General features: G+C 73.3%; 1 pseudogene. It reads left to right on the top strand.

The features are described from left to right. Window positions 1–269: 269 nt before the first annotated feature. Window positions 270–967, top strand: a pseudogene (locus tag MZTS_RS24730) (flagellar hook-length control protein FliK); the annotation flags it as partial.

The following is a 967-nucleotide window of genomic DNA, read 5'->3' on the forward strand; positions in this document are numbered from 1 at the left end:
CTTTCCAGGGATGGGCCGGGCAAGAACCGGCAAGGATTGAACCGGCAAGGATTGAGCAAGAACCGGCCAAGAACCGGCCATGAACCGGTGAGGGCCTGGCCGGAGCCGGCAGATTCTGCCGGGAGGCCGGCAGTTCCGGCCCCGCCCGGCTGGCGCCGCTCTCTCGCCTTTGAAATTTCCTCTGCCGTATCAATGCTTAAGCCAGGGGCTCCGGTTGGTGCGGGGCTTGCTCGGGATCAAACCGGCTTCGGCCCCAGGGGACGGACGGCATGGCGGTTTCACGGGCAGATCTGGCGGAGGTGTTTCTACGGCCGGCCGTGCGGCCCGCCGCCGCGCAGGCGAAGGTCGGCGCGGCCCGCTTCACCGTGGAGAGCGCGGAGCGGAAGCCGGCGGCACCGGCGCGTCCCATTGTCCGCCGGGAGGAGCCCACCCCCGCTGACCGGACCGGGACCGAAGCCGGCAAGGAAGTCGGCAAGGAAGCCAGCAGGACGGACAGGGCCGGATCGGCCGAGAGCCGGCCCTCCGCGCGCCCTGCCGAGCGCGCCCCACAGACGAAGTCTGCTCAGGGCAATCTCACCCAGGCGAGGACGGCGCGCGACCACGCCGCTTCTGCGCCGGGCCGGGCCCAGGATGTCGCGGCGAAGCCCGAGGCCCGGCTGCCGGAGCGAGCCGATGCTGCGGGGCCGGCGCAGCAGGCCTCGGCGGAGAAGGCCGCCGCCGAAGAGACCGGTGCCGCGTCCGCTTCGGAGACCGTGGACGAGAAGGGCGAGTCCGACGAGGCGTCGCGCGACGCGGAGGACGCCGCTGCGAAGACCGATCCGGGCGCTCTCCTCGCCCCTCCCCTGACGCCGCCCGCCCCCTCCGCCTCGCCCGCCGATTCCTCCCCCGTCGCCGTCACCGGCGCCGGTAAAGCAGGCACGTCCGAAGTCGGGCCCGTGCGGCCGGGCTGCCGCCCGGAACGGGACGG

This window comes from Methylorubrum zatmanii, assembly GCF_014845115.1.
Taxonomy (GTDB): domain Bacteria; phylum Pseudomonadota; class Alphaproteobacteria; order Rhizobiales; family Beijerinckiaceae; genus Methylobacterium; species Methylobacterium zatmanii.